General features: G+C 68.3%; 5 protein-coding genes and 1 pseudogene. 2 read left to right on the forward strand and 4 right to left on the reverse strand.

What is annotated here, in order from left to right:
- Positions 1–216: 216 nt before the first annotated feature.
- Together HUU96_RS09390 and HUU96_RS09395 are read left to right on the forward strand one after the other, a co-directional pair.
- Positions 217–1,428, forward strand: a complete 1,212-nt coding sequence (locus tag HUU96_RS09390) for an LL-diaminopimelate aminotransferase (protein WP_174292561.1) — start codon at positions 217–219, stop codon at positions 1,426–1,428.
- A 30-nt stretch (positions 1,429–1,458) separates the two neighbouring features.
- Positions 1,459–2,235, forward strand: coding sequence for a sulfite exporter TauE/SafE family protein (locus HUU96_RS09395; protein ID WP_174292562.1), 777 nt, complete (start codon positions 1,459–1,461; stop codon positions 2,233–2,235).
- A 24-nt stretch (positions 2,236–2,259) separates the two neighbouring features.
- Here the strand turns inward: HUU96_RS09395 and HUU96_RS09400 are convergent.
- The 4 genes and pseudogenes from HUU96_RS09400 to HUU96_RS09415 all read right to left on the reverse strand — a co-directional run.
- Positions 2,260–4,243, reverse strand: a pseudogene (locus tag HUU96_RS09400) (biotin carboxylase N-terminal domain-containing protein).
- 5 nt (positions 4,244–4,248) lie between these two features.
- Positions 4,249–4,788 (reverse strand): hypothetical protein, encoded by a 540-nt coding sequence (locus HUU96_RS09405; RefSeq protein ID WP_174292563.1) that lies wholly within the window; start codon positions 4,786–4,788, stop codon positions 4,249–4,251.
- On the reverse strand, positions 4,785–5,807 hold the full coding sequence (bioB, locus tag HUU96_RS09410; RefSeq protein WP_174292564.1) for a biotin synthase BioB: 1,023 nt from the start codon (positions 5,805–5,807) through the stop codon (positions 4,785–4,787). The genes HUU96_RS09405 and bioB overlap by 4 nt, the downstream gene beginning before the upstream one ends.
- A partial coding sequence (locus HUU96_RS09415; RefSeq protein ID WP_174292565.1) for a cobalamin-dependent protein occupies positions 5,804–6,371 on the reverse strand: 568 nt, incomplete at its 5' end. The genes HUU96_RS09415 and bioB, both read right to left, overlap by 4 nt.

Below are 6,371 nucleotides of genomic sequence, written 5' to 3' on the forward strand. Positions count from 1 at the left end.
CTGCCGGCGCGAGGGGAGCCCCCTCCCCGGTCGGCGGCAGGCCGCCGAGCAGCGCCGCGCCGCTCGCCATCATCGCCCGCTGCGCCTCGAACAGCGCGTCGATCCACGGCTCGGCAGAATTGGGGGACGGGGCGGTGGGATCGGTCATGGCTTCCTCGCTGCAGCTCTACCGCTGCGATGGCGGAAAGGATAGGATGGACTCGAAAGGCCACGCCCATGTCCGACGACGATTTCTACCGCATCAAGCGCCTGCCCCCGTATGTCATCGCCGAGGTCAACGGCATGAGGGCGGCGGCGCGCGCGGGCGGCGAGGACATCATCGACCTGGGCATGGGCAACCCCGACCTGCCGCCGCCGCCGCACGTCATCGACAAGCTGGTCGAGGTGGCGAGGAAGCCCGACGCGCACGGCTATTCGCAGTCCAAGGGCATCCCCGGCCTGCGCCGCGCCCAGGCGAACTATTACGGCCGCCGCTTCGGCGTCGACCTCGATCCCGAGACCGAGGTAGTGGTGACAATGGGATCGAAGGAGGGGCTGGCCAGCCTCGCCACCGCGATCACCGCGCCGGGCGACGTCGTGCTCGCGCCCAACCCGTCTTATCCCATCCACACCTTCGGCTTCATCATCGCCGGCGCGACCATCCGCGCGGTGCCGACGACGCCGGACGAGGCCTATTTCGAGAGCCTGGAGCGGGCGATCGCCTTCACCGTGCCGCGGCCGTCGGTGCTGGTGGTCAACTATCCCTCCAACCCCACCGCCGAGACGGTCGACCTTGCTTTCTACGAGCGGCTGGTCGCCTGGGCGAAGGACAACAAGGTCTGGATCGTCAGCGATCTCGCCTATTCGGAGCTGTATTTCGACGGCAAGCCGACCGTCTCGATCCTCCAGGTGCCGGGTGCCAAGGACGTCGCGGTCGAGTTTACGTCATTGAGCAAGACCTATTCCATGGCCGGTTGGCGAATGGGTTTTGCGGTCGGCAACCGCAAGCTTGTCGCGGCGATGACGCGGGTGAAGTCGTACCTCGACTATGGCGCGTTCACGCCGATCCAGGCCGCCGCCTGCGCCGCGCTCAACGGCCCGCAGGACATCGTCGAGCGCAACCGCCAGCTCTACCACAAGCGCCGCGACGTGCTGGTCGAGAGCTTCGCGCGGGCGGGGTGGGACATCCCCTCGCCAGCCGCGTCGATGTTCGCCTGGGCCCCGCTGCCGCCGGCGCTGCGCCACATAGGCAGCCTTGAGTTCTCAAAACAATTGCTCACCCACGCCCAGGTCGCGGTCGCGCCGGGGGTCGGCTATGGCGAGAACGGCGAGGGTTTTGTCAGGATCGCGATGGTCGAGAACGAACAGCGGCTGCGCCAGGCGGCGAGGAACGTGAAGCGTTACCTCGCCTCGATGGGCGTCAACACGCCCGCGCGCAACGCCGGCTGAGCCGTTGCGCGCGCGGTCCCGTCCGGTCGCGTGACGATCAACCCGCTCTATTCCGTCGCCGGGGTGCTGGTAGGGCTGCTGGTCGGGCTGACCGGGGTCGGCGGCGGCTCGCTGATGACGCCGATCCTGGTGCTGGCGTTCGGCTTCCACCCCGCCACCGCGGTCGGCACCGACCTGCTCTACGCCGCCGCGACCAAGACGGTCGGTACCGCCGTCCATGGCTGGCGCGGCAGCGTCGACTGGCGCGTGGTCGGCCGCCTCGCCGCCGGCAGTATGCCGGCGACGCTCGTCACGCTGCTGGCGCTCGGTCATGCCGGCGAGGGATCGAGCGCGACCAGCCATGTGATTACCGTAGCGCTCGGCGCGGTGCTGGTGCTGACCGCCGTGGCGACGCTGTTCCGGCGGCGGCTGGTCGACTGGCTGACGGTGCGGCTGGGCAGCGCCGAGGGCGAGCGGCTGACCGGGCTGACGGTCCTGCTCGGCGCGGTGCTGGGGGTGCTGGTGTCGCTGACCTCGGTGGGCGCGGGCGCGCTGGGGATGACCGCGCTGCTGGTGCTTTATCCGCGGCTGCCGCTCAGCCGGCTGGTGGGGTCGGACATCGCCCATGCGGTGCCGCTGACGCTGGTGGCGGGGATCGGCCACTGGGCGCTGGGGTCGGTCAACGTGGCGCTACTGGGATCGCTGCTGATCGGCTCGGTCCCCGGCATCATCGTCGGCAGCCTGATCGCCACGCGGGTGCGCGACGGCGTGCTGAGCCCGATCCTGGCGACGACGCTGGCGGTGGTGGGGGTCAAGCTGCTGGTGTGAACGGCCGCACTTGACGATTGCGCCTTACTCCAGCTCCAGGATCACCTGATCCACCGCCAGGCTTTCCCCCGCCTGCGCCTCGACACTCTTTACCCGCCCGGTCTTCTGGCTCCTGAGGATGTTCTCCATCTTCATCGCCTCGACCACCGCCAGCGGCTGCCCCGCCTCGACCGCGTCGCCCGCCGTGACGTCGAGCCGCACCAGCAGCCCCGGCATCGGTGCCAGGACGAAGCGCGACAGGTCGGGCGGCACCTTCTCGATGAGGTGGCGCGCATAGTCGGCGATGTGCGCCGGCAGCACCCGCGCCATGTGGCTCGCGCCGCGGGTGGCGAGGCGGAAGCCGGTGCGGGTGCGCTCGATCCGCACCGTCAGCGGTTCGTCGGCGATCTCCGCCTCGATCAGCCGATCGCCGGGAGTATATTCCAGCGCCAGGTCGAGCGGCTCACCATCCACGACCAGCTCACCATCGGCGATCAGCACCTGATGGGCGGCGTCGCCGATCCGCACCACCCACGCGCCGGGCGGCTGTAGTCGGTTGCCGAGCTGCCCGTCGCTGCGCCGCGCGCGGTCGGCTTTCGCCGTCGCCGCGAAGCCGGCGATGCCGGCGAGGCTGCGGATCAGCTCCGCCGACGCCGGCGCGCCGTGGAAGCCGTCCGAATACTCCTCGGCGATGAAGCCGGTAGTGATGTTGCCTGAGCGGAAGCGCGGGTGCTGCATTAGCGCCGACAGGAAATCGAGGTTGGTCCCCGGCCCCTCGATCACGAACGCGTCGAGCGCCGCCACCTGGCGATCGATCGCCGCCGCGCGGGTCGGGGCCCAGGTGACGAGCTTGGCGATCATCGGATCGTAGAACATCGACACCTCGCCGCCCGCCGCGACGCCGTCGTCGACGCGGGTATAGGCGTCCTCGCCCCGGCCCAGCGGCTCTTGGCGCGCCGCGGCCTCAGGCGGCGCGTAGCGCACCAGCCGGCCGATGCTCGGCAGGAAGCCACGATATGGATCTTCGGCATAGACCCGGTTCTCGACCGCCCAGCCGTTCAGCGCGACGTCGTCCTGCGCGAAACCCAGCGGCTCGCCTGCCGCGACGCGGATCATCTGTTCGACCAGGTCGAGCCCGGTGATCGCCTCGGTCACCGGGTGTTCCACCTGCAGCCGGGTGTTCATCTCCAGGAAGTAGAACCCCTGGCCATTGGTGTCCGCGCCCGACACGATCAGCTCGACCGTCCCCGCGCTGTAATAGCCGACCGCCTTGGCCAGCGCGACCGCCTGCTCGCCCATCGCACGGCGCATGTCGGGCGTGACGAACGGCGACGGCGCTTCCTCGACCACCTTCTGGTGGCGGCGCTGGATCGAGCATTCGCGCTCGCCGAGGTAGAGGACGTTGCCGTGCTGGTCGCCGAGCAGCTGGATTTCGATGTGGCGCGGCGATTCGATGAACTTCTCGATGAAGACGCGGTCGTCGCCGAAGCTCGCCAGCCCCTCGCGCTTGGTCGCCTCGAACCCCTCGCGCACGTCCTGCTCGCTGTACGCGAGGCGCATCCCCTTGCCGCCGCCGCCGGCCGAGGCTTTCATCATCACCGGATAGCCGATGTCGCTCGCGATCCGCACCGCCTCGTCGGTGTCGGCGATCTCGCCCAGGAAGCCGGGGACGACGTTGACGCCGGCGGCCTTGGCGAGCTTCTTCGATTCGATCTTGTCGCCCATCGCCGCGATCGCGTTGGGGGGAGGCCCGCGCGAAACTCTCGCGCTCGGACAGGAAGCCGTAGCCGGGGTGGATGCAGTCGGCACCGGTTTCGCGCGCGGCGAGCAGGATCAGCTCAGGCTTGAGGTAGCTCTCGGCGGCGGGCGCGGGGCCCAGGCGGACGCTCTCGTCGGCCATCAGGACGTGGGGGCTGCGCGCGTCGGCGTCCGAATAGACCGCGACGGTCTTCAGCCCCATGCGCTTGGCGGTGCGGAACACCCGGCACGCGATCTCGCCGCGATTGGCGACCAGGATTTTGGTGAACATGCTACTTATCCCAGAATAGTTTGCCACCAAGGCAATTGTGTATCTTCTATGTTGATCAGCAAACCGTTGTTCGGTCCTTGGCCAAGCGTCATATGCAGACGATTGCCGCGTGACGACGACCACGCCCATTCACCTGACGGGGATACCGAATATCCAGCGAAACTCGATAGAGCTGCTTTGGCAGCGCCGGTCGACGGAGCAATCCTGCCGTCGATAGCAACAGAACACGTCCAAACACGGCCTGTTACCGGCTGGCCGCGTATTAGCTCGAGATAGGGAAGCTGCCAAACGTCTAGCGAAAGCTGATTGCTGGGATTGGCGGTTTGCTTTCGAACTGCCGGCCATCCGCTTGCCTTCAGTATAGCCTCAAATCTATTTAAATCTGTTACCGCACCAACACACTGCTGCCGTACAAAGCGCGCAAGCTTCAGGGCATTGCCCGAACGATCGGTGATCGATAAGCGATCGGTCGATCCTTTCTGATCTTTCGGCGAAGAAGCGCCTAGAATAACCAAGACCGCCAGTACTAGCTCTGGATGCCTCACTCCGCCGCCACCCGCATCGGCTCCTCGCCCGCCATCGGCCGCACGCCCAGCTTCGCGAACAGCGCCGCATCGGCGTCGTCGCCGCAGTTGCCGGCGGTGAGCAGCTTGTCGCCGGTGAAGATCGAGTTCGCTCCCGCCAGGAAGCACAGCGCCTGCGTCGCCTCTCCCATCGACTCGCGTCCGGCCGACAGGCGCACCATGCTCAGCGGCATCGTGATCCGCGCGACCGCCACCGTCCGCACGAACTCGATATCGTCGATCTTCGCCAGCGGCGTGTCGGCGAGCATGTCACCCAGCACCGTTCCCTTGACCGGCACCAGCGCGTTGACCGGCACGCTCTCGGGATGGCGCGGCAGCGTCGCGAGCGCATGGACGAAGCCGACCCGGTCCTCGCGCGTCTCGCCCATGCCGACGATGCCGCCGCAACACACGTTGATCCCCGCCTCGCGCACCGTCGCCAATGTATCGAGCCGGTCTTTAAACGTCCGCGTGGTGATGACCTCGCCATAACGCTCGGGCGAGGTATCGATATTGTGGTTATAGTAGTCGAGCCCCGCCACCGCCAGCCGCCGCGCCTGGTGAGGCTCCAGCATCCCCAGCGTCATGCAGGTCTCCAGCCCCATGCCGCGCACGCCCTCGACCATCGCGACGATCGCGTCCATGTCGCGGTCCTTGGGGTTGCGCCATGCCGCGCCCATGCAGAAGCGCTGCGAGCCCGCATCCTTGGCCTGCGCCGCCGCCTGGAGCACGGCGCGCACGTCCATCAGCCTGGTCGCCTTGACGCCGCTATCGGCCGAGGCCGACTGCGAGCAATATCCGCAGTCCTCCGGGCAGCCGCCGGTCTTGATCGACAGCAAAGTGCACAGCTGCACCTCGCCCGCCGCATGGTGCGCCCGGTGCACCTCCGCAGCGCGGAAAACCAGGTCGGTGAAGGGCAGGTCGAACAGCGCGGCGATCTCCGCGCGGGTCCAGTCGGTGCGCACGCCCGTTGCGGGGCGGTCGAGCAGGTCGGTCGTCATTCGGCTGCTTCCTTTTGCGGAGCCATGTTGTGGCCGAGCAGGCGCAGCACCTCCTCCGCCGCCTGGATCAGGTTGGTGCCCGGGCCGAAGATCGCCTGCACCCCGGCGTCGCGCAGCGCCTGGTAATCCTGCGCAGGGATGACGCCGCCGGCGATCACCTTGATGTCGGCGCGGCCGGCGTCGCGCAGGTGGCCGATCAGCTCGGGGATCAGCGTCTTGTGCCCCGCCGCCAGCGACGACGCGCCGACCACGTCGACATCCTTCGCCAGCGCCAGCTTCGCCGCCTCAGACGGGGTCTGGAACAGCGGTCCCGGCACGATCTCGAAGCCCAGATCCCTGAACATCGACGACACCAGGTTGGCACCCCGGTCATGCCCGTCCTGGCCCATCTTGGCGACCAGCATCCGTGGCTTGCGGCCGAGCCGGCGCTCGGTCGAGGCGACGCCGTCCTCCAGCCGCGCCCAGCGCGCGTCGCCGTCATACGCGCCGCCATAGATGCCGCTGACCGGCGTCGGCTGAGTGCCGTAGCGGCCGAACACGTCCTCCATCGCCGCGCTGATCTCG

This window comes from Sphingomonas bacterium (assembly GCF_903644135.1).
GTDB lineage: Bacteria > Pseudomonadota > Alphaproteobacteria > Sphingomonadales > Sphingomonadaceae > Sphingomonas.